General features: G+C 67.4%; 26 protein-coding genes. 12 read left to right on the top strand and 14 right to left on the bottom strand.

Going from position 1 to position 21,465, the window contains the following annotated elements; genetic code table 11:
* The first annotated feature begins 46 nt into the window (after positions 1–46).
* On the top strand, positions 47–583 hold the full coding sequence (locus O3139_RS06460) for a hypothetical protein (RefSeq protein ID WP_269516425.1): 537 nt from the start codon (positions 47–49) through the stop codon (positions 581–583).
* Here the strand turns inward: O3139_RS06460 and O3139_RS06465 are convergent.
* A complete protein-coding gene (locus O3139_RS06465; protein ID WP_269516182.1) occupies positions 571–1,251 on the bottom strand; it encodes a DUF1013 domain-containing protein in 681 nt (226 codons plus the stop codon). The two genes, O3139_RS06460 and O3139_RS06465, sit on opposite strands and share 13 nt — an antisense overlap.
* 216 nt (positions 1,252–1,467) lie before the next feature.
* Between O3139_RS06465 and O3139_RS06470 the strand changes: the two genes are divergently transcribed.
* Positions 1,468–2,169 (top strand): beta/gamma crystallin-related protein, encoded by a 702-nt coding sequence (locus O3139_RS06470; RefSeq protein WP_269516183.1) that lies wholly within the window; start codon positions 1,468–1,470, stop codon positions 2,167–2,169.
* On the opposite strand, the gene O3139_RS06475 is transcribed toward O3139_RS06470, so the two are convergent.
* Positions 2,166–3,137, bottom strand: a complete 972-nt coding sequence (locus O3139_RS06475) for an NAD(P)H-quinone oxidoreductase (RefSeq protein ID WP_269516426.1) — start codon at positions 3,135–3,137, stop codon at positions 2,166–2,168. The genes O3139_RS06470 and O3139_RS06475 overlap by 4 nt on opposite strands.
* Positions 3,138–3,216: 79 nt before the next feature.
* Here O3139_RS06475 and O3139_RS06480 point away from each other — a divergent pair, with 79 nt between their 5' ends.
* On the top strand, positions 3,217–3,423 hold the full coding sequence (locus O3139_RS06480; RefSeq protein ID WP_420022340.1) for a DUF1192 domain-containing protein: 207 nt from the start codon (positions 3,217–3,219) through the stop codon (positions 3,421–3,423).
* A gap of 99 nt (positions 3,424–3,522) precedes the next feature.
* Positions 3,523–4,050, top strand: coding sequence for a DUF1465 family protein (locus O3139_RS06485; RefSeq protein ID WP_420022341.1), 528 nt, complete (start codon positions 3,523–3,525; stop codon positions 4,048–4,050).
* A gap of 3 nt (positions 4,051–4,053) precedes the next feature.
* Here O3139_RS06485 and O3139_RS06490 read toward each other — a convergent pair whose 3' ends face one another.
* Positions 4,054–5,619, bottom strand: a complete 1,566-nt coding sequence (locus tag O3139_RS06490) for a L,D-transpeptidase family protein (protein WP_269516185.1) — start codon at positions 5,617–5,619, stop codon at positions 4,054–4,056.
* Positions 5,620–5,767: 148 nt separating this feature from the next.
* Positions 5,768–5,992, bottom strand: coding sequence for a 50S ribosomal protein L31 (gene rpmE, locus O3139_RS06495; RefSeq protein ID WP_269516187.1), 225 nt, complete (start codon positions 5,990–5,992; stop codon positions 5,768–5,770).
* 186 nt (positions 5,993–6,178) lie between these two features.
* Here rpmE and O3139_RS06500 point away from each other — a divergent pair, with 186 nt between their 5' ends.
* Positions 6,179–8,041: an ABC transporter transmembrane domain-containing protein gene (locus O3139_RS06500; RefSeq protein ID WP_269516188.1), complete on the top strand. Its 1,863-nt coding sequence runs from the start codon at positions 6,179–6,181 to the stop codon at positions 8,039–8,041.
* Positions 8,042–8,050: 9 nt separating this feature from the next.
* Here O3139_RS06500 and O3139_RS06505 read toward each other — a convergent pair whose 3' ends face one another.
* The 6 genes from O3139_RS06505 to O3139_RS06530 form a co-directional block, all read right to left on the bottom strand.
* Positions 8,051–9,046, bottom strand: a complete 996-nt coding sequence (locus tag O3139_RS06505) for a glycerophosphodiester phosphodiesterase (RefSeq protein WP_269516189.1) — start codon at positions 9,044–9,046, stop codon at positions 8,051–8,053.
* A gap of 86 nt (positions 9,047–9,132) precedes the next feature.
* Positions 9,133–9,429 carry a hypothetical protein gene (locus O3139_RS06510; RefSeq protein WP_269516190.1) on the bottom strand — a complete coding sequence of 99 codons (297 nt, stop codon included), beginning with the start codon at positions 9,427–9,429 and terminating at the stop codon, positions 9,133–9,135.
* 137 nt (positions 9,430–9,566) lie between these two features.
* Positions 9,567–10,370 carry an inositol monophosphatase family protein gene (locus O3139_RS06515; RefSeq protein WP_269516192.1) on the bottom strand — a complete coding sequence of 268 codons (804 nt, stop codon included), beginning with the start codon at positions 10,368–10,370 and terminating at the stop codon, positions 9,567–9,569.
* Between the two features lie 189 nt (positions 10,371–10,559).
* Positions 10,560–11,129 carry an elongation factor P gene (gene efp / locus O3139_RS06520; RefSeq protein ID WP_013268837.1) on the bottom strand — a complete coding sequence of 190 codons (570 nt, stop codon included), beginning with the start codon at positions 11,127–11,129 and terminating at the stop codon, positions 10,560–10,562.
* A 163-nt stretch (positions 11,130–11,292) separates the two neighbouring features.
* The gene (locus O3139_RS06525; protein ID WP_269516194.1) at positions 11,293–11,535 is read right to left on the bottom strand and encodes a helix-turn-helix domain-containing protein; all 243 of its coding nucleotides are present in this window, start codon (positions 11,533–11,535) and stop codon (positions 11,293–11,295) included.
* Positions 11,535–12,041: a DUF2975 domain-containing protein gene (locus O3139_RS06530; RefSeq protein ID WP_269516195.1), complete on the bottom strand. Its 507-nt coding sequence runs from the start codon at positions 12,039–12,041 to the stop codon at positions 11,535–11,537. Before O3139_RS06530 ends, O3139_RS06525 begins: the two co-directional genes overlap by 1 nt.
* A gap of 94 nt (positions 12,042–12,135) precedes the next feature.
* On the opposite strand from O3139_RS06530, the gene O3139_RS06535 reads away from it, so the two are divergent.
* Together O3139_RS06535 and O3139_RS06540 are read left to right on the top strand one after the other, a co-directional pair.
* Positions 12,136–13,074 (top strand): ABC transporter ATP-binding protein, encoded by a 939-nt coding sequence (locus O3139_RS06535; protein WP_269516429.1) that lies wholly within the window; start codon positions 12,136–12,138, stop codon positions 13,072–13,074.
* Complete coding sequence (locus O3139_RS06540; RefSeq protein ID WP_269516196.1) at positions 13,074–13,799, top strand: ABC transporter permease; 726 nt, start codon at positions 13,074–13,076, stop codon at positions 13,797–13,799. Before O3139_RS06535 ends, O3139_RS06540 begins: the two co-directional genes overlap by 1 nt.
* Before the next feature lie 2 nt (positions 13,800–13,801).
* Here O3139_RS06540 and bfr read toward each other — a convergent pair whose 3' ends face one another.
* Together bfr and O3139_RS06550 are read right to left on the bottom strand one after the other, a co-directional pair.
* A complete protein-coding gene (gene bfr / locus O3139_RS06545; protein WP_269516197.1) occupies positions 13,802–14,302 on the bottom strand; it encodes a bacterioferritin in 501 nt (166 codons plus the stop codon).
* Between the two features lie 28 nt (positions 14,303–14,330).
* On the bottom strand, positions 14,331–14,516 hold the full coding sequence (locus O3139_RS06550) for a (2Fe-2S)-binding protein (RefSeq protein WP_269516198.1): 186 nt from the start codon (positions 14,514–14,516) through the stop codon (positions 14,331–14,333).
* A gap of 120 nt (positions 14,517–14,636) precedes the next feature.
* Here O3139_RS06550 and thiE point away from each other — a divergent pair, with 120 nt between their 5' ends.
* The 5 genes from thiE (at position 14,637) to O3139_RS06575 (ending at position 20,683) form a co-directional block, all read left to right on the top strand.
* Positions 14,637–15,275, top strand: a complete 639-nt coding sequence (gene thiE / locus O3139_RS06555) for a thiamine phosphate synthase (RefSeq protein WP_269516199.1) — start codon at positions 14,637–14,639, stop codon at positions 15,273–15,275.
* 66 nt (positions 15,276–15,341) lie between these two features.
* On the top strand, positions 15,342–17,027 hold the full coding sequence (locus O3139_RS06560; RefSeq protein ID WP_269516201.1) for a sensor histidine kinase: 1,686 nt from the start codon (positions 15,342–15,344) through the stop codon (positions 17,025–17,027).
* A 173-nt stretch (positions 17,028–17,200) separates the two neighbouring features.
* Entirely contained in the window at positions 17,201–18,652 is a 1,452-nt protein-coding gene (locus tag O3139_RS06565; RefSeq protein ID WP_269516202.1) for a cytochrome ubiquinol oxidase subunit I, read from the top strand.
* A complete protein-coding gene (gene cydB / locus O3139_RS06570) occupies positions 18,649–19,686 on the top strand; it encodes a cytochrome d ubiquinol oxidase subunit II (protein WP_269516203.1) in 1,038 nt (345 codons plus the stop codon). The genes O3139_RS06565 and cydB overlap by 4 nt, the downstream gene beginning before the upstream one ends.
* A gap of 160 nt (positions 19,687–19,846) precedes the next feature.
* Complete coding sequence (locus O3139_RS06575; protein WP_269516204.1) at positions 19,847–20,683, top strand: hypothetical protein; 837 nt, start codon at positions 19,847–19,849, stop codon at positions 20,681–20,683.
* A gap of 4 nt (positions 20,684–20,687) precedes the next feature.
* Here O3139_RS06575 and O3139_RS06580 read toward each other — a convergent pair whose 3' ends face one another.
* Together O3139_RS06580 and O3139_RS06585 are read right to left on the bottom strand one after the other, a co-directional pair.
* Entirely contained in the window at positions 20,688–21,092 is a 405-nt protein-coding gene (locus O3139_RS06580; protein ID WP_269516205.1) for a YkgJ family cysteine cluster protein, read from the bottom strand.
* The gene (locus O3139_RS06585; protein ID WP_269516206.1) at positions 21,089–21,433 is read right to left on the bottom strand and encodes a VOC family protein; all 345 of its coding nucleotides are present in this window, start codon (positions 21,431–21,433) and stop codon (positions 21,089–21,091) included. The genes O3139_RS06580 and O3139_RS06585 overlap by 4 nt, the downstream gene beginning before the upstream one ends.
* Between the last annotated feature and the right edge of the window lie 32 nt (positions 21,434–21,465).

Raw genomic sequence — 21,465 nt, forward strand, 5'->3', positions numbered from 1 at the left:
CATGACGGTGGAAGCGTTGGGGCATGGTGGTCGGAGTGCGGTCTTGGTGAAGCTCGGCGTGGTGTCGGTCCTGGTGGCCGTGGCTCTTGCGGGATGTTCGGCGGCGACCCAGGTGCGCGATGGCGTCGGTGCGGCGGTCACGGCCCCGCTGAACGACTTCAACCTGAGGCGGGAGTTCATCCCCACCGTCCTGCTGCAGGCGGAAAGCAACCCCTACGACATCCGCAACCTGAACCAGTGCACCACGATCGCGGCCGAGGTCATCCGGCTGAACGATGCGCTGGGTCCCGACACCGACGAGCCGCCGCACGAGGACGGGACCCTGATGAGCGAGCGCGCCCAGGACGCGGCCGCGCGCGCGGCGCTGGACGCCATCCGCAACAGCGTGACCGACTTCATTCCCGGGCGGAACTGGATCCGGCAGCTGTCGGGGGCCGAACAGCACAGCCGGCACGTCCAGTCGGCGATCCAGGCCGGGCGGTCGCGCCGGGCCTATCTGAAGGGACTGGGGATGCAGCGGAACTGCGCGCCCCCCGCATCCCCCAGCTGGTACCGGCCGCGCAGCGCGGCCTACGCCCGGTAGTCCTGGTCGCGGTTGCCGAACACGGACGCGGCTGTGGGTTCGGCGGTGCGCCGCTCGCGCTCCTCGGGTACGAATTCCGGCTCGACGGGTTCCGGAGCGATCGGCTCCAGGGCCGGTCCGCCCTTTTTGGCGTCGTCGCGGTTCTTCTTTTCGGCCGCCTTGGAGATCAGGTCGTCCAGCACCAGCTGACCGACGAGGCCCAGGGTCACCGGATCGACCGGCTTGATGTTGGGGCTGTTCCAGTGGGTGCGGTTGCGCACGCTGTCGATCGTCGACTTGGTGGTGCCCAGCAGTTTGGCGATCTGGGCGTCGGTCACCTCGGGGTGGTTCTTGACGAACCAGCTGATGGCGTCCGGCCGGTCCTGACGACGCGAGACCGGCGTGTATTTCGGCGCGGGCTTGTTGGTCTTCAGCAGTTCGGCGTGGCGGCTGACGATCGCGGTCATCCGATACGTTTCGTCGGCCTGGGCCTTGTCCAGTTCCTCGCGGGTCAGCTGACCGCCCGTGATCGGATCGACGCCCCGGATGTCGCGGGCCACGTCGCCGTCGGCGATGCCGCGCACCTCCAGCGGGTGCAGGCCGCAGAAGGCGGCGATCTGCTCGAACGTCAGAGAGGTGTTGTCGACCAGCCAGACGGCGGTCGCCTTGGGCATCAGGATGTCGGTCATGGGCGGTGGTCCCGAAAGTGTGCGAGGGCCCGGCGATCCCGGGCTCCGGATACGACGGCGCCCGGCCTTTCGACCGGGCGCTTGATGCTGGCGATATAGTCCGTTTCGCGCGAAAAGAAAACGACGTCCTGCAGCGGCATACAGCTACGGTTCATCCAGACTGTAAAACAATGGGACATCGGATGCGCAAGGCATCTTCCCCGGAGGAGGAAAACCATGAAGACGATCGCTCTCATCGCCGCCAGTGCCGTTCTGGCCACGGCCGGTGTCGTGGCGGTGCCGGACGCGGCCGAGGCCCAGTCGCGGGGCGCACCGCGCGGCAGCTATGCCCAGACCTGTTCCGGGGCCTATGTGAACCAGGGGCGGCTCTATGCCGACTGCCTGGACACGCGGAGCCGGGCGCGGTCGAGCTCGATCGAACTGGCGCCCTGTTCGTCCAGCGACATCGCCAACATGGACGGTCTGCTGGCGTGCGGTGACCTTCGGGGTCGTTTTGAAAACAACGCCGGTGGCGGTGGCTGGAACGGCGGCGGTAACAATGGCGGCGGCAACAACGGCGGCGGTTGGGGCGGTGGCGGCAACAACGGCGGCGGCTGGGGCGGCGGCGGCAACAACGGCGGGGGCGGCTGGAACGGCGGCGGCAGCAGCGGCGGCCGCAACAGCATCACCGTCTTCGCCGATCGCGACTATCGCGGCGCGTTCCAGACGTTCCGGGGCGAGCAGTACAATCTGTCCAACACAGACTTCAACGACCAGATCAGCTCGATCCAGTTGAACGGCCCGTGGGAGGTGTGTTCGGACTCCGGCTTCCGCGGCTATTGCCAGGTCATCGAGGGCAATGTGCGCAACCTGAACAACACCGGCCTGAACGACCGGATTTCCTCGATGCGGCCCTTGCGCGGCGGCGGTCGCTACTAGACCGTCAGGACGATCTTGCCGACGTGCTCGCCCGCTTCCAGCCGGAGGTGGGCGAGACCGGCCTGGTCCAGCGGAAAGGTGGCGTCGATCGGCGGGCGCACCTGGCCGGATGCGACCCAGGGCCAGGCGCGGGCCTCGATGGCGGCGGCGAGGCGTGCCTTTTCGTTCGCCGGGCGGCGGCGGAGGGTCGAACCCGTCAGGGTCGCCTGTTTCATCATGACCTTGCCCAGCTCGATCCGGGACAGGCCGCCGGTCAGCGTCGCGATCACGACCCAGCGGCCGAAGGGCCTGAGCGCGTCCAGGTTCAGCCCGGCATAGTCTGCGCCGACCATGTCGAGGATGACGTCGGCCCCGCCAGCATCAGCGATTCCCTGCGCCAGATCGCCTGAGGTGGCATCAAGACTGACATCCGCCCCCAGATCGAGCGCGGCCCTGGCCTTGGCGGCCCCGCGGGAGGTTGCGATGACGCGGGCCCCAGCGGCCTTGGCCATCTGGATCGCCATGACACCGATGCCCGAGGTGGCACCGTGGACCAGCAGGGTTTCTCCGGCCGCGAGGTGCCCGCCCTCGAAGACGTTCGTGAAGACCGTGAACAGGGTCTCGGGCAGGGCGGCGGCCTGGACGAAATCGATGTCATCGGGGACGGGCAGGGCATGGCGGGCGTCGACGACGGCGTATTCGGCATAGCCGCCGCCGCCCAGAAGCGCGCAGACCCGGTCGCCGGTCGTCCAGCGGGATACGCCATCGCCGACCTGATCGACCGTGCCGGCGACCTCCAGTCCCATGATGTCCGAGGCCCCCGGTGGAGGCGGATAGGCCCCGATCCGTTGCAGCAGGTCCGGCCGGTTCACCCCGGCGGCGGCGACGCGGATGCGGATTTCACCGGGCCCCGCCTGCGGGTCCGGGCGCTCGGCGATCTGCAGCGCGTCGGCTGGCCCGGAGCCGCCCTTGATCTCGATCACCCGCATGCGGCGTTCCCTGTCTTGCAATCGTCCGTGTCCGGGCGCTCAAATGGGGCGTTTTCCGACGATGGCCAAGGAGGCGACGGTGAGTTTCGAAGATCTCGATCCCCGGCCGCAGCGCGGGGCGATGCTGACGGCGCTGGGTCGAGAGGACCTGGACCTGTATTCCGTCGAGGAACTGAACGAGCGGATCGCGGCCCTGACCGGCGAGATCGACCGCGCCAGGGCCGCGATCGCCGGAAAGAATGCCAAGAAATCGGCGGCGGACGCCCTGTTCAACTTCGAGTCCTGATGTCATTCCGCCGCGACCCGATCCGTGGCATGGCCGTTGCAGGCGAAACGGCTGCGGTGCCGATACGGCCCGACGAAACAGCGGACGTCGATCGTTTTCATGAGTATGGTTGAGTTGATGGCGAGCGACGAGGAACAGTCGGCGGTGCGGTCGCGGGCAGGCGAGGTGCGCGATTTCGCGCGCTCCGAACTGTTCGAGCGGACCTTTCAGGAAGGCATGGACCTGGTCGAGGAGACCGCCGCCTATCTGGACGGCGATGGACGGCGCGAATCCAGGCTGCTGTCGCGCGCCTCGGCCCTGGCCTATGCGGGCGAGAGCATGAAGCTGACCACCCGGCTGATGCAGATCGCGTCCTGGCTCCTGGTGCAGCGGGCCGTACGCGAGGGCGACATGGCGCCCGAGGCCGCCTGCGACGCCCGCTATCGCCTGACCGAGCGCAAGGTCGAGACGGAGCCGACCCATCCGGAAATCCCGATCGCCCTGGTCGAATACCTGGTGCGGACCGAGAAGCTGCACGACCGGGTGCTGTACCTGGATCGTCGCCTGTATCTGGACGCTCCGGCCGAGCCCGACACCAATCCGGTACTGAGCCAGATGGGCCTGCTGGAAGCCGCGTTCCGGCTCTAGATCCTACGGCCCGACGTCGTTGGCGACGCGCGCGCCGTCGTCGACGACAGTCGGCAGGCTGACCGCGATGCCTAGGGCCTCGGCCAGCTTCTGGTCGCGGCTATAGATGTCCTCGCGGAAGGCCACGCGGCCCTGACCGTCGACGAAGGCGGTCCAGTAGAGCAGGCGCACGGTGATTTCGCGGCCGGTCTGGATGCGCCGGGTCTCGCGGGTCTGCTGGGCCGTGTCGAACTCGGCCAGCAGCGTCGGATCGGGCGCGAGCAGGATCCGCGCGAACTCCACCGCATTCTGCACCCGGACACAGCCGTGCGACCGCTGGCGGGTCGACAGGTTGAAGGCCGCCTTGGACGGCGTGTCGTGCAGGAAGATGGCGTAGCTGTCGCGCAGCTCGAACTTCACATAGCCGAGGGCGGCGGTCGGGCCGGCGCGCTGGATGACCTGGCCGTTCTGCACATACATGTTCTGGCTGGCCAGATAGGCCGGTCCGCGCGGCAGGATCTCGCGCCGCGCGATGCCGGCGGGCACATACCAGGGCGGATTGGCCACGACCGAGGCGAACGGCTTTTCGAGGCTCGGCGTCTGGGTCGCGGGCGCGCCGCACACGACGCGGTTGGAGTGAACGGGGCGACCGTCCTTCCAGTAGACCATGATGGCGGCGGCGGTGTTGACCTCGATCCGTTCGGGATTGAGCTCGCGCTTCAGCCAGCGGCGACGTTCGAGGTTGAGCGCGATCTGGCGGGCCCGGTCTTCGGCCGAGGCCCCCAGAGAACTCTGCGTGCCCGCGCCGATCCGGCCGTCGGGGGCCAGGCCGTGCCGGGCCTGGAAGCCCCGGACGGCCGTCTGGAGTTCAGGGCCATAGACCAGGCCCTGGGCCGTCAGGCGGGTGCCGTCGGCCTCCGACAGGTCGCCTTCTGCCACCAGACGCTGGATGATGATGGGCACGCGGGTGTCGCTGTTGCCCGGCTCGATCGCGGCTCCCGCACGGAACCGCGCCCAGCCGCCGTTGCGGATGATGCGGCGATAGCGAACGTATCCGGCCGACAGATTGTTGTAGCCGATGTCGGTCGGGGCCAGGCCGTCGAACCATTCGACGACCTTGTTCTGGACCATGGCGTCGTTCAGCCCGGCGGGCAGATCGACGACGTTCTTCTGCATTTCCCACAGGTCTTCGACCGATTCCGGACGCACCCGGCCCCGGGCCAGGACGCCGGCATAGGCCATGGCCGCGCCCGTAGTCCGCACGTCGGCGCTGGCGGGATCAGCGGCCAGCCCCACGAAATCGAAGAAGTCCGACTTGGCCAGACCATGACGCTCGGCCCGGTTCGACGCTTCGTTCAGCCTGCGCAGACGGTCGGTGTTCCACACCGGGCGCCAGCCATTGAGTTCGTAGAAGGCCCGCACGTCCGCCTGTACGGCCTGGGGCAGGCGACCGATCTGGTCGCTGTAGGCGGTGTAATAGGGGCTGTTGATCGAATTGGCCTGGGCCAGCTGTGCCGGGACCGTCTGGGCCGAGGCCCCGCCGGCCAGCGCCGCCGCGGCCACGCCGAGGGTCAATTCACGTCGATTCATGGTCGTGTCGCTCTGTGTTCGACGCCGCGTTGAACCCGGCGTTCGCGCCCCGGTATCGAACCGCTGCATGTTATCGACGTTCCGCCCAAACAAAAAGCGCCGGTCGAGAAACCGGCGCTCTTCGTGTCGTCCGTGCCGCAGTTTGCGACTACTTCTTGATGAAGCCGCCGAACTTGTTGTTGAAGCGCGAAACGCGGCCGCCGCGATCCAGCATCTGCTGATTGCCGCCGGTCCAGGCCGGGTGCGTCGACGGATCGATGTCCAGGTTCAGCACGTCGCCTTCCTTGCCGTAGGTCGAACGCGTTTGGTACGTCGTGCCATCGGTCAGGGTGACGGTGATGAAGTGGTAGTCGGGGTGCGTATCGGCCTTCATGGTCGTGTTCCAGTCTCTGTACGCGATGACGATGCCGACCGTCGGTGCGTGTGCATTTTTTGGCGCTAACGCTCGGCTCGCGGAGCCTCGCTGCTTTAGCTGGATAAGAAAACCCGCCAGAAGGTCCAGCGGGAATGAGCGGCGGCGTTTACACCGGGGGGCCTTTGGGAGCAAGAGGCGCGCACCATGACAGACAGTGCCGCGCCGAACCGTGATTCCATGACAGGACAGGCGGAGGCGGCCGGGCGTCCCGGTGCCGGTGCCATCCTGGTCGAACAGATCGGCGAGGCCAAGCAGCGCCGTGCCAAGGGTCGCAGCGTCAAGCCCTTGCTGCGCCTGTGGCCCTATCTGTTGCGGCACCGGCTGAACGCCCTGTTCGCCATGTTCTGGCTGCTGGGCTCCACGGCCGCCTCCCTGGCCCTGACCGGGACGGCGCGGGGGGCCATCGACCACGGGTTCGACAACGGCGGCCAGGACATTGATCGCTGGTTCCTGATCCTGGGCCTGAACGCGGTCGTTCTGGGTGTCGCCACCGCCGTCCGTTATTTCTATGTCACCAAGACGGGCGAGAGGGTCGTGGCCGATCTGCGCAAGGGCCTGTTCGACCGCATCCTGACGCTCGATCCGTCCTTCTTCGCGCAGATGCGGACGGGAGAGGTGCTCAGCCGGCTGACGACCGACATCGCCCTGGTGGAGACGCTCCTGACGACGTCGGTGTCGTTCGCCCTGCGGAACTTCCTGACCCTGCTGGGTGGAGTGGCCCTGCTGTTCGTGGTCAGCCCCAAGCTGACCGGGCTGGTGCTTCTGACCGCGCCCATCCTGATCGCGCCGATCTTCATTTTCGGCCGGTCGGTGCGGAAGCTGACCGTCAGGTCCCAGGACCGGTTCGCCAATGCCGTCGGCTTCGCGGGCGAGAGCGTCGACGCCATCGAGACGGTCCAGGCTTTCGGACGCGTCCAGAGTGCCATCGACCGGTTCGGGGCGGTGGTCGAGGAAGCGTTCGGCGTGTCGCTGGTTCGCATGAAGGCGCGGGCCTGGATGACGGCGGTCATCATCGTGGTGGTGTTCGGCGGGGTGACTTTCGTGCTGTGGCTGGGTGCCCAGGACGTGGCCCGGGGCGTGATGACGCCGGGGGCCCTGCTGCAGTTCGTGCTGCTGTCGGTCTTCACGGCGGCGGCGGTCGGGGCGCTGGGCGAAAGCTGGGGCGACGTGCAGAAGGCGTCGGGGGCCATGGAGCGGATCGACGAGCTGATGCGGGCGACCCCTTCGATCGCGCCGCCCGCCCACCCCGTGGCCCTTCCGAGACCCGCCGAGGGCCGGGTCGCCATGGCAGGCGTGCGGTTCGCCTATCCGGGCCGCCCGGATCTGCCGGCGCTGAAGGGCTTCGATCTGGCGGTGCAGCCGGGCGAGACGGTGGCTCTGGTCGGTCCGTCGGGCGCGGGAAAGTCGACCGTGTTCCGCCTGTTGCTGCGCTTCTACGATCCGCAGGAAGGGGCCGTCAGCGTGGACGGCGTGGATGTTCGTGCCGCCGACCCCGTAGAAGTGCGCGGACGCTTCGCCTGGGTATCGCAGGAGGCCCCGCTGTTCTCGGGTTCGGCGCTGGAGAACATCCGTTTCGGTCGCGAGGCTGCCAGCGAGGCGGAGGTCCGTCAGGCGGCCGAGGAGGCCCAGGCCCTGGGCTTCATCGAGGCCCTGCCCGAAGGGTTCGGCACCGCATTGGGAGAACGCGGTAAGAGCCTGTCGGGTGGCCAGCGTCAGCGTCTGGCCATCGCCCGCGCCCTGGTCCGGGACGCGCCGATCCTGTTGCTGGACGAGGCGACCAGCGCGCTCGATGCCGAGAACGAACGTCTGGTCCAGGCCGCGCTCGACCAGGCCATGGAAACCCGGACCACCCTGGTCATCGCCCACCGCCTGGCCACGGTGCTGCGCGCCGACCGGATCGTGGTGATGGAGGACGGAGCGGTCGTCGAGACCGGCACCCACCACGAACTGGTGGCGAGGGGAGGGCTGTATGCCCGCCTGGCGGAGCTGCAGTTCCGGGAGGGGTGATCCCTCTCCCTATGGGAGAGGGTGGGTTCTGGCCCTCACCGCCACGCCCGGGAAGTCGCTGAACACGGCGTCGATGCCCAGCCCGTAGAACCGGCGCAGCCAGGCCGGAAGATCGCCGCGATAGTCTGTCGGCAGAAACGGGTCTTCCGCACGAAAGGTCCAGGCGACGACCTTCAATCCGGCGGCATGGGCGTCTTCGATCAGGGGCGTCGGGGTCGTCGTAACGCCGGAGGCGTCCCGGGGCACGATCATGGCGGTATCGACCCCGATGGCATCGGCATAGGTGGCGATCTCGGCCAGCCCGCCGGGCGTGACCATGGCGGCATAGGTCATTCCAGGCTGGTCTGCGGGGCCGCCCTCGTTCGACATCAGCTGAAGCAGGGGGGCATCGGTGCTCTGGTCCAGGGATCGCAGGGTCTCGACCTCGAAACACTGGATCAGGACCGGACTGTCGGCCGCCATCAGGGCGTTCGTGCGCAGGGCCTCGATGAAGGGAGGCTCCATCGGCAGGCCAAGCGAGGCAAAATAGGTCGGATGCTTCAGTTCGGGCGCGACGCCGATCACCCGGCCGGTGCGTGCCGATCCGGCGCGGGCGATGTCGATGACCTGCTGGAACGTCAGGATGGGCTCGTCCACGAAAGCCGTATTGCCGGGGCGAAGATCCGGCAGCCGCTCGCGGGCGCGCAGCGTCCGGAGTTCGGCCAGGGTGAAGTCCTCGGTGAACCAGCCGGTCGTGGCGACGCCGTCGATGGTCCTCGTCGTGCGTCGGGCGGCGAACTCGGGATGGTCGGCGACGTCGGTGGTGCCGGAGATCTCGTTCTCATGCCGCACGACGAGGGCACCGTCACGGGACATGACCAGGTCGGGCTCTATGACGTCCGCGCCCTGGTCGATCGCCAGTTCATAGGCCGCGCGCGTGTGTTCGGGCCGCTCGCCGGAGGCACCACGATGGGCGATCACCTGGATCAAGGTCAGTCCGGCGGCCAGGGCAGCAAACAAGCTCATGCTTTAGACCTAAGCCAAACTGACGACCGTCTGGTGACGGTGGCGGACGAACCGCGACCGTCCCCAGCCCCGATCGATCGTCGGCCTCAGTTCCGGGCGAGGCGCTCGCGCAGTTCGCGGTGCTGACGACCCGTCATGCAGCGGGCCTGGGCCCAGCGCTCGCCGGCATCGCGGGCGGCCAGAACGTCGTTGGCCGTGACGTACTGCGGGCTGGGGCCATGCTGGTCGCGGAATGAGGCCTGGGTCAGGGCGTCGCGCTCGCAGACGGTCACGGCGATGCGGGCCGTTGCGCCCGGGTCACGCGGCGCGGCACCGGGCACTTCGCCGGCGAACGCGGGTGCCGAGGCGAGCATGAGGCAGGCGATCAAGGCGGTACGGGACATTGGTGAAATCCTCCCAAACCTGAAAAACGTCAGGACAAGGACGATTAATGCGCCACTTCGCAGATTTGTAAAGACCGTGCGACGACTTTATTACATTAGTGCGACAAGCCGTCTGATAACAGACGATAATCGGGATCTCAGCCGCGTAGGACCTTGCCGAGCTGGGGATGCAGTTCCGGGTTCGACGCCAGAATGGACACGCCGGTCTTTGGGTCGCCATCCGGATCGATGGTGGTGACGATGCCGCCCGCCTCGGTGACGAACAGAATGCCCGCCGCTACATCCCAAGGCTTCAGGTTGCGCTCATAGTAGGCGTCGTAGCGACCGCAGGCGACCCAGGCGAAATCCAGGGCGGCGGAGCCCAGGCGACGGATGCCGGCGACGCGCTGGCCGATGGCGTGGATGTCCTTGATCGACTGGGCATGGCCCGACTTGCCGATGAAGGGCAGGCCGGTGGCGATCAGGCTTTCCGACAGGTCGCGACGCCCGGCGACGCGGATGCGGGTGTCGTTCAGATAGCAGCCCTTGCCCTTTTCGGCCCAGAACAGCTCGTTCATGATCGGGTTGTAGGTGACGCCGGCGACGATCTCGGACGATCCATCCGGTGCATAGCGTTGCAGCCCCACCGTGATGGCGAAATGGGGCATGGCGTGCATGAAGTTGGTGGTGCCGTCGATCGGATCGACCACCCAGGTGTGGGACTTGTCGGTTCCCTCGATCATTCCGCGTTCCTCGCCGAGGAAGCCGTAGCCGGGGCGGGCCTTCATCAGCAGTTCGTAGAGGGTGTCCTCGGCCTTGATGTCGGCGGCTGTGACGAAGTCGCCGGGGCCCTTCCGCGACACCTGCAACTGCGCCACCTCGCCGAAGTCGCGCAGCATGGGTCGGGCGGTCTTGCGGACCGCGTCGATGATGACGGAAACGAGGGCGGAGGCGAGGGCCATGGGGGGTATCCTAGCACGACATCTCCCTCCCCGTCCGGGGAGGGTGGCTGAGTCGCAGGCGAAGCCGGGTGGGAAGGGCCAGGCGATACGGACTCTGATTTGTGCGGCGTTACCGAGCCGCCCCCACCCCGTCGTCGCTATGCGCCGACGACCCTCCCCCGAGGGGGAGGGAGAGGCTCCGGTGCAGTTCTATTCCGCGCGGCGGACGTATTCGCCGGTGGTGGTGTCGACAACGATGCGCTCGCCCACGCCCATGTAGGGCGGGATCATGATGCGGACGCCGTTATTGGCTTTGGCGGGCTTGTAGGACGACGACGCCGTCTGGCCCTTCACGGTGGGCTCGGTCTCGACGACTTCCAGCGTGACCTGTTCGGGCAGGGTCAGGCCGATGGGCCGGTCCTCGTGCATCTCGATGACGACCTTCATGCCGTCCTGCAGATAGGCCACGCGGTCCTCGCCGACCCAGTCCTTCTGCAGCTCGGTCTGCTCATAGGTGGCATCGTCCATGAACACGAGGGCGTCGCCCTGCTCGTACAGATAGGAGAACTCCTTCTGCTCCAGGGTGACGCGTTCGACCTTGTCTTCCGAGCGGAAGCGTTCGTTCAGCTTGTTGCCGGTCTCGAGGTTCTTGGCCTCGACGTTGGCAAACGCACCGCCCTTGCCGGGCTTGACGTGGCTGGCCTTGGTGACGACCCACAGGCCCTTGTTGTGCTCGAGCACCATGCCGGGCTTGATGGTGTTGCCGTTGATTTTCGCCATTGGGGATCACTGTCTGGAGGGGCGCAGCCGGTCCCGTGACGGGCGCGCGAAATCGGGCGCGATCCCTAGAGGAAGCCGCTCGCAAGGGCAAGCCGAGCGCAGGGGGCGGTGCCGGGTGCCTGCAGCACGAAGCGGAAGGGGCGGAGGGCGGACGGGTTCCGCCTCAGACCACCTCGTCGTCGGCGCGGATCATGTCGGCGGGATCATGGTCGTAGTCCAGCAGGTCGCCGGGCCGACAGCCCAGCACCGCGCACATCCGCGCCAGGGTCGAGAACCGGATGCCCTTGACCTTGCCGGAGCGGAACAGCGACAGCTGGGTCTCGCTGAGCCCGATCTCTGCGGCCAGGTCGCGGGCCTTGAGGCCACGCGCGACGATCATACCGTCCAGGGTGACGCGCACCGGCATCAGATCATCTCGTCCAGCTCGGCCTGGATACGGTCGGCCTGATCGACCACCCGGCCCAGCAGGAACAGCGCCCCGCCGATCATCCCCAGGGTCATGCCAGCCACATCGAAATAGGCGTAGCCGCCCTGACTGGCTCCGATCAGACGCGAGATATTGGTGATGCCGAAGACGCTGAGAAGGCCGCCCAGACCGAGGGCGATGCCAACATGGCGCAGCGCTCGGGCCAGTGTCGGCTGGATCAGGCGGCCCCTCGACACCTGACCCATCGCCGATCCGATGGACCACACGGCATACAGGTAGAACAGGGTGGGCGTGGCCCAGATCGCCTTTTCCACCAGGTCGATCGGCCAGACATCTGCGGGGAATTTCCCCCGCGACCACGCCACGGTCGGCGCGACGACATACATCAGGGCCAGGACGGCCGAAACACTGCAAACCATGAACACCGCCAGCCAGCGAAACTGGCCGCACAGGCGTCGAAACTGGGCGAGGTCGTCGGTGGGCATGAGTGCGATTTCCAGTTTTATTTTTAATCTTGACTTAAAGACGCATGCTTCGCAAGTTTATGTTAGAGTTAAATGACTGATGAGGGGGTGGCCGATGCAGGCGGCGATCGAGACACAGGGTCTGACCCGCCGGTTCGGCCGGCATCTGGCCGTGGACGGGCTGTCGATGATGGTGCCCGCGAAAGCCGTCTATGGCTTTCTGGGACCCAACGGGGCGGGCAAGACCACCACGCTCAAGATGCTGCTTGGTCTGCTGACGCCGAGCGCGGGGTTCGCGCGTGTCTGCGGCCTGGATGTTGGACGGGACCGGATCGGCGCGGCGCGGAAGGTCGGCTCGCTGCTGCAAGCGCACGGCTTCTATGCCAACCTGACGGGGCGCGAGAACCTCGACCTGACCCGTCGCCTGCTGGGCCTGCCGGCCGCCGAGATCGACCGGGTGCTGGAGATCGTCGAGCTGGCCGACACGGCGCGTCGGCGGGTCGCAGACTATTCGCTGGGCATGCGCCAGAGGCTGGGCCTGGCCCGGGCCATGCTGGGCGCCCCGCCGGTCCTTGTGCTGGACGAGCCGACGAACGGGCTGGACCCCGACGGCATCGCCAACATGCGGCGTTTCCTGAAGGCTCTGCCCGACCGGACGGGGGCGACCGTGCTTCTGTCCAGCCATCTCCTGGGCGAGATCGAACAGACGGCGACCCACATCGGCATCGTCCATGAAGGCCGACTGGTGATGGAGGGGGAGCTGGCTAGGCTGAAGTCCGATCTGGCTCCGGAGATCGGACTGAGGGTCGACGATCCGGACAGGGCAGGGCCGGTCCTTCGTCGCCACGACCTGACCTTGACACAGGACGCCAGCGGACTGGTTGCGCGGCTGCGGCCCGGCGATGACCACGATGCGGCAACCGCCGCCCTGAACCGCGACCTGGTCGAGGCGGGGGTGCAGGTGTTCGCCATCGGTGCCCGCAGCCCGTCGCTGGAAGGTCTCTATCGCAATGCCACCGCGTCCGCCCCGGCGCGCCAACGGGAGAGCGTGTGATGCTGACCGTGCTCGCTGTCGAACTGCGCAAGCTGAACCGCTCGCTGGCCCTGTTGCTGGCGCTGGCGGCCCCGACGCTGATCGCCATCTTCGTGTTCTTCAACATGTTGCGCGGCGAAGGGGCTCAGCCCTGGGAGAATTATTTCCGCGTCTCTGGCGCCATCTGGGCCTTCTTCATGCTGCCGATGAGCGTGACGGCGCTGACCGCGCTGGTCGCCCATATGGAGCACGGCCCACGCGCCTGGGATCACCTGCGCGGCCTGCCGGTCGCGCGGTGGAAGATCTATGCCGCCAAGGCGGTCTGCGTCCTCGGCGTGGTCGCGGCCATGAGTCTGCTGAACCTGCTGCTGACGGGAGGCGCCGTCGCCCTGGCGGCTGCCATCAAGCCCGTTCTGACGCCGACCGGCCCGATCGATGCGGGCGCGCAGGCGATCATGCTCGGCAAGGTCCTGCTGGCGGCGATCCTGATGATCGCCATCCAGTTCTGGATCGCGATCCGCTTTTCCAGCTTCGTCCCTGCCCTTGCGGTCGGCATCGGGGGCACGTTCTTTTCCGTCGTGGCGACGTCGGCAAAGCAGGGTGTCTTCTTTCCCTGGCAGATGCCGATCAACATGCTGGCCACCGAGGCGTGGCGCGTGAACACGGCTCTGGCCCTGGGGGGCGGCGTCGGCCTGGTCGTTCTGGTCGCCGCGATCGCCCATCTGACGCGGCGGGAGGTGCTGTAGGCTCAGCCGCCGGTGGCGGACTTGTCCGGCGCGATCTCGGTCATGGCCGACTGCAGATAGTTCTGCTCGCCCAGTTGTTCGATCAGCTTGAACTGGGCCTCGAGGAAGTCGATGTGCTCCTCGGTGTCCGCCAGGATCTCCATGAAGATCTGCCGGCTGACATAGTCGGACAACTGCTCCGCTTGGGCGACGGCGGCCAGCAGGGTGGCGCGTCCGCCCAGTTCCAGCTGCAGGTCGGCCCCCAGGCATTCGACCGCGTTCTCGCCGATCTTGAGCTTGTGCAGGTCCTGCATGTTGGGCAGGCCGTCCAGGAACAGGACGCGCTTGATCAGCTTGTCGGCGTGCTTCATCTCGCCGATCGATTCGTCGTAGATGATCTGGCCCATGTGTTTCAGGCCCCAGCTTTCGAACATGCGCGCATGCAGGAAATACTGGTTCACGGCCGTCAGTTCGTTGGTCAGCACCGCATTCAGGCTGCGGATGATCGCGGGATCGCCCTTCATGGCTCGGTTCCTTCGTGTTCGGGCCGGACTATTCGGCGGCCAGGGCGAAGGAGTCGCGGCTGTCCTGAATCATCTGGCGCATCTCGCAGACGCATTTAGCACACTGGGCGCTGCACTGGTTGCGCTGGAAAACATCGGCGGGGCGGGTGGCACCGGCCTCGATGGCGCGGGCGACGTCGCGCTGGCGAAGACCATTGCAGTTGCAGACGTACAAGGCAGGCGATCCTGTCGGCCAGTTGCGATTGGTTCTCTGTAGCAGGTGTTCTGGCGATTGCAACGCGTTCGCAACAGGCGCGCGGTTGACGGCCGGGCCGCGTTGACGCACCTCCCACGGATGTCCGTCCCTCGCTGCCAGCTCTATCTGATCACGCCATCCACCATCGACGATCTGGACGCCTTCGCCGCGCGACTGGAGCGCGCACTGGACGCAGGCCCCGTCGCGGCCGTGCAGATCCGCTTGAAGCCGGCCGATGATGCGGCGATCACGGCGGCCGTCCGGCGCCTCGCACCGCTGGCCCAGGGGCGGGGCGTGGCCGTCATTCTGAACGACCGCCCCGATCTGGCGGCCGCGCTGGGCTGCGATGGAGTCCACGTCGGACAATCGGACGCCTCGGTCGCGTCGGCACGTCGGATCATGGGCAAGTCGGCGATGATCGGCGCGACCTGTCACGACAGCCGCCACCTGGCGATGGAAGCGGCTGAGGCCGGGGCCGACTATGTGGCCTTCGGGGCCTTCTTTCCGACGAGCACCAAGCAGACGGAGCATCGACCCGATCCCGAAATCCTGACGATCTGGCAGGAGGTCATGGAGATCCCCTCGGTCGCGATCGGCGGCATAACCGCGGACAACGCCGCCGGCCTGGTCGCAGCCGGGGCGGACTTCCTCGCGGTCAGCGCCGGGGTCTGGGCGCATCCGGAGGGGGAAGCGGCCGCCGTTCGCGCATTCGCTGCGCTCATGGCCACATCGCGCTGACTTCAGGGGATATTAGGAAGCTTGTGGTTGAAGGGTGGCTGTCGCCTCCCCCCGAGTTTTTCCCCCATGGCCAATGCCCGCGCCCTTGGCGCGACCGATCTGGAGTTCAGCGAGGCACCCGGTGTGACCGTTCGCCAGGCCGTGACGACGGCCGCGAGCCTGTTCGCCCAGCCCCTGGCCCCCATGCTGACCGTGCTCGGCGTCGCGGTGCTGGTCATCCTGGCCGTCACGACGGCGAGGACGGCCGGCCTGGTCGCAGCATTGTGGGCGGCCAATGGTCTGGCGGTCGGCGTATGGCTGCGAAGTGGTCGAGGGACCAGTTTCGATTTGAGTTTCGGCGCCCTGGTGGCGCTCGGCATACTGGCGGGAGAGTTCCTGGCCGGGAACACCCCGACCCTGGCGGTGTGGTTCACCGCGGCCAATATGATCGAGATCGTCGTGGCCGTTCTGTTGGCCCGCCGGTTCGCACCGACGCTGAACCTGGCCTCCGTCGGCGGAGCCTCGCGCTTCATCTTCTGGGCCGCGATCGTCGCGCCCATCGCGGCCGGATTGATTGTCGCCTCGGTCTTGCTGGCGATCCACGGCGCGCCGTTCCTGATGAGCTTCCAGACCTGGTGGTTCGGTCATGCGCTGGGTCTGGCCGTCGTCGCGCCGTTCGTTCTGGGCTTCGAGAAGCGCCAGCTTCAGTCGATGCTCGAACCCCTCCGGGTCGCCGAAACCGTCGGGCTTTTCACGCTTCTGGCCGGCACCTGCGTCGTCGTCTATTTCTTTGTGGCGCTGCCGATCAGCTTTGCCGTCATTCCCATACTGATCCTGATCGCGGCCCGGCTGAGGGTGCCCGGCGTGACGGCGGCGCTGGTATTGGTGGCGGTCGCCGCCGTCGGTTCGATGATGGCGGGACTGGGTCCGTCGTCGCACCTGGACACACCGTTGGCCGAGCGTGCGGTGATTGTCCAACTGACGATCCTGTTCGGCTATGTGCCGATTGTGCTCGTCGCCTCGCTGCTGGAAGAGCGGGACCGCCTGTCCGAGCGCGCGAGGGCAGGGCAGCTTCGCGCCGAACGGGCGTCGGCGGCCAAGTCGCGACTGCTGGCCAATGTCGCGCACGAGATCAAGAGCCCGATCGGCGGTATCATCGGCATCGGCGACCTGTGGTCCAGCGGACAGCTGGGCCCGGTGACCCAGACCCAGGCCGAAATGGCGGCCATGCTGGTCAAGACCGCACGTCAGGTTGAGGCGCTGTCGCATGATCTGCTGGATGTCGCCCGTGCCGAGTCCGGAGCCGTGAAGGTCGAGCTTCGGCTCACCGACGTGCCAGGCATTCTTGAAGACATTCGCGCCGCGACCGTGCTGCGACCCGAGGCACGCGCCCTGTCCGTCAGTGTGCAGTGCGAGGGTGACGGGCTGATCGCTATCGCGGATTCGCAGCGACTGGCACAGGTCATCGACAACCTGGCTACCAATGCGGTGAAGTACGCCAGCTCCGGCGGGAGTCTCGTGCTGCGTGCCCGCCGGATTTACGACGGCGTCCGCATCGAGGTCGCGGATCGCGGGCCGGGGCTGACGCCCGAGAAGCAGGCCCAGCTGTTCGAGCCCTTCAACCGCCTGGGCCTGGAGCGAACGACGGTCGAAGGCCACGGCATCGGCCTGGCCCTGGCCAAGCGCCTCATCGAACTGCAGGGCGGATCGATCGGCGTGGAGTCCAGGCCGGGCGAGGGTGCAACCTTCTGGATCGAACTGCCCGCCGCCTGAAGGAGATCAGAACGGACGTCACCGGTCAGGTGCCGTGCCGTCGACGTCGACCCAAATAATCATCATCCGATGAATTCGTGCGACGCACCGTCGCGCGATGCGTTGCCGTATGGACCTGGAGGAGAAGAAGGTGCCAAGCCTGACGTTCTCTGTGGTCATGAAGGAACGCGCCCGTGGACTTCGACGCCCTGCTGCTGTCGCGACTTCAATTCGCCTTCACCATCGCCTTCCACATTCTGTTCCCCGCCTTCACGATCGGGTTGGCGGCCTATCTGGCGGTGCTGGAAGGGCTGTGGCTGTGGACCAGGCGCGAGGCGTTCAAGACGCTGTATCTGTTCTGGGTGAAGATCTTCGCGCTCAGCTTCGGCATGGGCGTCGTGTCGGGGGTCGTGCTCAGCTACCAGTTCGGCACCAACTGGTCGGAGTTCATTCGCCTGACGGGCGGCGTGATTGGGCCGCTGCTGGCCTATGAGGTCCTGACAGCTTTCTTCCTGGAGGCCTCGTTCCTGGGCGTCATGCTGTTCGGTTGGAAGAAGGTGGGGCCGAAGCTGCACTTCACCGCCACGGTGCTGGTGGCGATCGGAACGTCGATCTCGGCCTTCTGGATCCTGTCGGCCAACAGCTGGATGCAGACGCCCCAGGGGTTCCAGATCATGGCGGACGGACGGTTGGAGGCGGTCGACTATATGGCCGTGATCTTCAACCCCAGTCTGCCCTCGCGGCTGGCGCACATGATGCTGGCGGCGTTCCTCACGACCGGGCTGGTCGTGGGTGCCGCATCCGCCTTCCGGCTGCTGAAGGATCGTGCGGCCGGGGTCGTCACCAAGGGCTGGAGCGAAAGCCGCATCTCGCTGACCATGGCGGTCGGGCTGATCGCGGTACTGGCCCCGCTGCAACTGGTGGCGGGACACGCCTCGGGCGAGATCACGCACAAATACCAGCCCTCCAAGACGGCCGCGATCGAGGGCTATTGGGAAACCCGGGCGGACCAGCCCCTGCATCTGTTCGGCATCCCCGACCGCGATGCACAGAAGAACCATTTCGAGGTCTCCATTCCCGGCATCGGCAACCTGATCCAGGGCGTGCCCAGGGACGAGGTCATCAAGGGGCTGGACAGCTGGGCGCGCGAGGACCAACCGCCGCCCTTCATTCCCTTCTTCGGGTTCCGGATCATGGTGGGTCTGGGCCTGCTGATGATCGGTCTGGGCCTGTGGGGCGCGGTTCTGATCGTCCGGCGTCGCCTGTTCGACAGTCCGTGGTTCCTGCGCTTCGCCGTCGCCATGGGACCCTCCGGCTTTCTGGCCGTGCTGGCGGGATGGATGGTGACCGAGGTCGGGCGCCAGCCGTGGATCGTCTATGGCGTGCTGAAGACGCGCGACGCCGTATCGCCGGTGGTGACCAGCCAGGTCGCGACGTCGCTGATCGCCTACATCATCGTCTATTCGATCGTCTTCACCGCGGGTGCCATCTTCATTCTGCGCCTGATGGCGGAAGGACCGGTCGCGGCCAGGACCGAGCCGCCGCCGCGCGGGCAGCGGCCGCCGGGGACACCCATGGCCAAGGCCCCGGAAAACACGACCCCCGATGACAGTGGCGACGGCGGCGTGCGCGGAGTGGTGTCATGAGCCTGGACCTTCCCCTGATCTGGGCCGGGCTGATCGCCGTCGCGGTGCTGCTCTATGTAACGCTCGACGGGTTCGATCTGGGCATCGGCATCCTGTTCCCCTTCGCCCGATCGAAGGAAGAGCGGGACGTGATGATGAACACCATCGCCCCCGTCTGGGACGGGAACGAGACCTGGCTGGTGCTGGGCGGCGGCGGGCTGCTGGCCGCGTTTCCGCTGGCCTATTCGGTTCTGATGCCGGCGCTGTATCTGCCGATCCTGCTGATGCTGGCGGGGCTGGTGCTGCGGGGCGTGGCGTTCGAGTTCCGGTTCCGGGCGAGGCTTCGAGGCCGCAAGTTCTGGACCCAGATGTTCGCGGGCGGCTCGATCCTGACGGCGGTGGCGCAGGGGCTGGTCCTCGGAGGCTTCATCCAGGGCGTGACGGTGCGCAACGAGCGCTTCGCCGGCGGGCCCTTCGACTGGTTCACGCCCTATACGCTGCTGGTCGCGGCCGGTCTGGTAGCCGGTTACGCCCTGCTGGGCGGGGCCTGGCTGATGATGAAGACCAAGGACAATCTGCACGGCGACGCCAGGCGCTGGACCAGCATCAGCGCGCTGGTCGTGACGGTGCTTCTGGGGGCTGTCAGCGTGGCGACCCTGCTGATCCACCCGCGCGTCGCGGCGCGCTGGGGGTTCGATCTGAAAGACGGGTTCGCCCTCGACTGGGGCATCCTGCTGCCGCTGCTGCCGATCCCGCTGCTGGGGCTGGCCGGGCTGGCGCTGGTGTTCGTGATGTCGCGTCGGGGGTCGCATCGCTGGCCGTTCGTCGGCGCGATGCTGGTCTTTCTGTCCGGCTATCTGGGTCTGGCGGCGGGGTTCGCGCCCTATATCGTGCCCTATGCGCTGAACTTTCGGCAGGCAGCGGCTCCGCTGAACGCCCTCGGCCTGATGCTGGTCGGGACGGTGGCGATCCTGCCGCTGATCCTGGCCTACACCGGATGGGTCTATTGGGTGTTCCGCGGCAAGATCGACGAGGAGGCCGGCTATCATCATTGATCCTGTCCCCCCGCCCGACGGCGACGAGGCGACCGGGCCGCTGTGGAAGAAGCTGGCCTGGTTCGTCGGGCTTTGCCTGGCGGGCTCGGTCAGCGTGGCGGCGGTAGCCTATGTGCTGCGGAGCTTGCCGTTCGGCGGCTGAGGCGCGATGGTCGCAGCCATGTTGCATCTCCTCGCCGCCCTCGCCCTGATCGCCCAGCAGACCGCGCCCGCCACGAGTGCCAGCGATCTGACCCGGATGCTGAACGGCGCGCCGCCTGCCGCCGCCGTCGCGCCGCGGTCGACGACGCCCGCTCCGACGCCCGCGCCCGCATCGAATGGTCCTGCGGCGACCCAGCCCGTGCCGCGCGCCGCGACCAGTCCCTCGGTATCCGGCAGCGCGTCTCCGTCGGTCCGGCCGGCCCCGCCCTCGACGCCAGGGCGGGGCGCTGCCACGACCCCTTCCGGGCCATCGCCCGCGACCACGGTTGCACCGACGTCGACCGCTGCGCCGCTCCGCGCTCCGGTTTCGTCCGGCACCACCGCCGCGCCTCGACCCGTGGCGACCCCTGCACCCTCCGTCAGCACGACCCCGGCCACCGCCCCGGTCGAGGAGGTCGTTGTGGCCCCGGTCGAGCCGCCCCCGCCGGCACCTGTGGCCCTGGATGCCCGGGCCGTCGCGGCCCTGCCGTTCACCGTCACCCTGCCGACCGGCTTCTCGATCACCACGGGGCGGCCGGGGCCGGATTTCAACGTCTATACGATCCGGAGGGGCGGGCAGCCGTTCGTGATGGTCTATACCGGCTCGGCCTCACAGTTCCCGATCTACTCGGGCGAGATGGTCGAGGCGGGCGGTCGGGCCTCGATCGTGGCGAACGAGGACGGTCGACGCGTGGCGCTGGAGCACCTGTTCACCCGGACCACGGCACCGCAGGAAATCCACGTCTGGATCACCAGCCTGGAGGGGGCGGACCGGCTGCTGGCCGAGCAGATCGGTCAATCGGTGGACGCGCGCTGAGACCTCAGGCGCGGCGGACGGCCGTGTCGGTCGCGCCGAGCCGGACGCCCCGCTTTCCGGCGAAGACCAGCACCTCCTGCCCGTCGGCGGCAGCCCAGAGGCGGAGCCGGGCTTCGTAGGGATCCCGTCGCCAGTCGTGGGGGCGGGCGGCGTCGCATTCGACGATCAGACGCTGACCGCCGTTCTCGCTGTGCAGGACGAAGCCGGCCGTGGAAGGTTTCCAGGTCTCGTCCAGCGCATCGGTCAGCAGCCACAGGCAGTTGAAGGCGCGGCAGTCGTTCGGGCGGTCGTCGTAGATGGCGCAGCCGCTGGTCTTGCCGAAATGGCGGCACCAGCGGCCCGCGGGCTTGCCGAGGGCGGTGACGCCCATCAGCTTGCAGCAAAGGCCGCAGTCGCCGCAGGATTTCATCCGTTCCCGGACCAGACGGCGAGCTCATTGCCGGAGGGGTCGACGAAGTGGAATCGCCGCCCGCCGGGGAAGGCGTAGATCGGCTTGACGATCCGGCCGCCGGCCGCCTCGACTCGGGTCAGCATGGCCTCCAGATCGTGGGCATAGAGGATCGGCAGAGGGGCCTTTGCGCGGTCCGCCGCATCGGCGTCGAAGCCGCCGTCGAGGCCCTCATTGAAGCCGACGTAGCTGGGGCCGTAATCCTGGAAGGTCCAGCCGAAGGCGCCTTCGTAGAAGGCCCTGGTCTCGGGCAAATCCGTGGCGGGCAGTTCGAGGTAGTCGATTTTTCCGTCCTGTCGCATCGTTCGTGTCTCCCGGAAAGCCGCCGGATGAA

This window comes from Brevundimonas subvibrioides (genome assembly GCF_027271155.1).
Classification (GTDB): Bacteria; Pseudomonadota; Alphaproteobacteria; order Caulobacterales; family Caulobacteraceae; genus Brevundimonas; species Brevundimonas subvibrioides_D.

Bases quoted from the DNA above. Each gene is read 5' to 3' on its own strand.
- rpmE (WP_269516187.1), bottom strand. From the start codon at position 5,992: ATGAAGGCCGATACGCACCCCGACTACCACTTCATCACCGTCACCCTG.
- O3139_RS06575 (WP_269516204.1), top strand. From the start codon at position 19,847: ATGTTGCATCTCCTCGCCGCCCTCGCCCTGATCGCCCAGCAGACCGCG.
- O3139_RS06515 (WP_269516192.1), bottom strand. From the start codon at position 10,370: ATGGCCCTCGCCTCCGCCCTCGTTTCCGTCATCATCGACGCGGTCCGC.
- O3139_RS06585 (WP_269516206.1), bottom strand. From the start codon at position 21,433: ATGCGACAGGACGGAAAAATCGACTACCTCGAACTGCCCGCCACGGAT.
- O3139_RS06535 (WP_269516429.1), top strand. From the start codon at position 12,136: ATGCAGGCGGCGATCGAGACACAGGGTCTGACCCGCCGGTTCGGCCGG.
- O3139_RS06580 (WP_269516205.1), bottom strand. From the start codon at position 21,092: ATGAAATCCTGCGGCGACTGCGGCCTTTGCTGCAAGCTGATGGGCGTC.
- O3139_RS06505 (WP_269516189.1), bottom strand. From the start codon at position 9,046: ATGAGCTTGTTTGCTGCCCTGGCCGCCGGACTGACCTTGATCCAGGTG.
- O3139_RS06490 (WP_269516185.1), bottom strand. From the start codon at position 5,619: ATGAATCGACGTGAATTGACCCTCGGCGTGGCCGCGGCGGCGCTGGCC.
- O3139_RS06500 (WP_269516188.1), top strand. From the start codon at position 6,179: ATGACAGACAGTGCCGCGCCGAACCGTGATTCCATGACAGGACAGGCG.
- O3139_RS06540 (WP_269516196.1), top strand. From the start codon at position 13,074: ATGCTGACCGTGCTCGCTGTCGAACTGCGCAAGCTGAACCGCTCGCTG.
- cydB (WP_269516203.1), top strand. From the start codon at position 18,649: ATGAGCCTGGACCTTCCCCTGATCTGGGCCGGGCTGATCGCCGTCGCG.
- efp (WP_013268837.1), bottom strand. From the start codon at position 11,129: ATGGCGAAAATCAACGGCAACACCATCAAGCCCGGCATGGTGCTCGAG.
- O3139_RS06475 (WP_269516426.1), bottom strand. From the start codon at position 3,137: ATGCGGGTGATCGAGATCAAGGGCGGCTCCGGGCCAGCCGACGCGCTG.
- O3139_RS06530 (WP_269516195.1), bottom strand. From the start codon at position 12,041: ATGCCCACCGACGACCTCGCCCAGTTTCGACGCCTGTGCGGCCAGTTT.
- O3139_RS06525 (WP_269516194.1), bottom strand. From the start codon at position 11,535: ATGCCGGTGCGCGTCACCCTGGACGGTATGATCGTCGCGCGTGGCCTC.
- O3139_RS06510 (WP_269516190.1), bottom strand. From the start codon at position 9,429: ATGTCCCGTACCGCCTTGATCGCCTGCCTCATGCTCGCCTCGGCACCC.
- O3139_RS06560 (WP_269516201.1), top strand. From the start codon at position 15,342: ATGGCCAATGCCCGCGCCCTTGGCGCGACCGATCTGGAGTTCAGCGAG.
- bfr (WP_269516197.1), bottom strand. From the start codon at position 14,302: ATGAAGGGCGATCCCGCGATCATCCGCAGCCTGAATGCGGTGCTGACC.
- O3139_RS06465 (WP_269516182.1), bottom strand. From the start codon at position 1,251: ATGACCGACATCCTGATGCCCAAGGCGACCGCCGTCTGGCTGGTCGAC.
- O3139_RS06485 (WP_420022341.1), top strand. From the start codon at position 3,523: ATGAGTATGGTTGAGTTGATGGCGAGCGACGAGGAACAGTCGGCGGTG.
- O3139_RS06470 (WP_269516183.1), top strand. From the start codon at position 1,468: ATGAAGACGATCGCTCTCATCGCCGCCAGTGCCGTTCTGGCCACGGCC.
- thiE (WP_269516199.1), top strand. From the start codon at position 14,637: ATGTCCGTCCCTCGCTGCCAGCTCTATCTGATCACGCCATCCACCATC.